The sequence below is a fragment of the Mesorhizobium sp. M2E.F.Ca.ET.219.01.1.1 genome, assembly GCF_004016445.2.
GTDB lineage: Bacteria > Pseudomonadota > Alphaproteobacteria > Rhizobiales > Rhizobiaceae > Mesorhizobium.
On the sequence record NZ_SADT02000031.1, the window covers coordinates 1 to 1,047 of the forward strand.

The following is a 1,047-nucleotide window of genomic DNA, read 5'->3' on the forward strand; positions in this document are numbered from 1 at the left end:
GCTAGCTGTGAGCTTTCGGGAGGTTGTCCATTCGGACCGGACCGAGGAGACTGGAGTTACCACGCTTCAGCATCCATCGGAGGATCCGAATGAACATCCATAAGAATGCCCGTCTCACACCGCTGCGTCGAGAGGAGATGGCGCTGTCGGTGATAGAAGGCGCTTTCTCCAAAGCCCATGCGGCGCGTGTCTACGGCGTGTCGGCCAAGATCGTGGCGCGCTGGGTCGAGCGCTACAAGTCCGAAGGGCGGGCCGGCATGATCGACCGTTCCTCGCGGCCCGCCCATATGCCGCAGGCCACCGCTGCGTTGATCGCCGAGCGCATCATGGCGCTGCGGCGGCAACGTTGGACCGGCAAGCACATCGCCCATGAGGTCGGCGTCTCGCCCGCCACCGTTAGCCGGGTTCTCAAGCGTGCCGGACTGTCGCGGTTGCGGGATATCGAACCGGCCGAGCCGATCCGACGCTACGAGCGCGAGCATCCTGGCGAGATGATCCATATCGATATCAAGAAGCTCGGTCGTTTCGAGCGCATCGGTCATCGCATTACCGGCAAGCGCACCGGCAATGCCAGCTCGCGCGGCAGCAGTTGGGAGTTCGTCCATGTCTGCATCGACGACGCCTCCCGCATCGCCTTCTCGCAGATCCTGCCCGACGAGAAAAAAGAAAGCGCCATCGCCTTCCTCAAGGCGGCGGTGGCCTACTACGCCAGCCTCGGCGTCACGATAGCCCGCGTCATGACCGACAACGGCTCCTGCTACAGATCAAAGGCCTTCGCCAAGGCCTGCCGCGATCTCGGCCTCAAGCACGTCAGGACAAGACCCTATACACCCAAGACCAATGGCAAGGCCGAGCGCTTCATCCAGACAGCACTGCGCGAATGGGCTTATGCCATCGCTTATCCGACTTCAGATCACCGCGCCGCAGAGTTGCCGGTCTGGCTGCACAGATACAATTGGCACCGTCCCCACGGGAGCCTAAAGTCCAAAACACCTATCAGTCGCCTCGCTCTAACCGAGGACAACCTGTTGAGGCTCCACAGCTAGC

1 protein-coding gene is annotated in these 1,047 nt (G+C 61.9%); it reads left to right on the forward strand.

The window, feature by feature from the left end:
• The first annotated feature begins 89 nt into the window (after window positions 1-89).
• Window positions 90-1,046, forward strand: coding sequence for an IS481 family transposase (locus EN862_RS34765; protein WP_126063820.1), 957 nt, complete (start codon window positions 90-92; stop codon window positions 1,044-1,046).
• The last annotated feature ends 1 nt before the right edge of the window (window position 1,047 follow it).

Coding starts and splice junctions, on each gene's coding strand:
- EN862_RS34765 (WP_126063820.1), top strand. CDS start 90: ATGAACATCCATAAGAATGCCCGTCTCACACCGCTGCGTCGAGAGGAG.